The 219-nt window shown below is 71.2% G+C and carries 1 protein-coding gene; it reads left to right on the top strand.

Annotated elements, in window-relative coordinates; genetic code table 11:
- Positions 1–219: putative PEP-binding protein (locus BIV01_RS11510; protein ID WP_302847424.1), on the top strand; the 219-nt coding region annotated here is incomplete at both ends.

Genomic DNA, 219 nt, shown 5'->3' with positions numbered 1-219 from the left:
GTGATGGCCGAGGTCCCCTCGCTCGCGCTGATGGCCGAGCAGGTGTTCACCTCCGCCGACTTCGTGTCGATCGGCACGAACGACCTGACCCAGTACACGATGGCCGCCGACCGCATGCTCGGTACCGTCGCGTCCTACCAGGACCCGTGGCACCCCGCCGTGCTCCGACTCGTCGCGCAGCTCGGCGCAGCGGGTGCGGACGCCGGCAAGCCCGTCGGC

This window comes from Curtobacterium sp. MCBA15_013, from assembly GCF_001865095.1.
Taxonomy (GTDB): Bacteria; Actinomycetota; Actinomycetes; order Actinomycetales; family Microbacteriaceae; genus Curtobacterium.
Note: the sequence above shows the minus strand (reverse complement) of the source record. Positions and strands in the feature narration are given on the sequence as shown.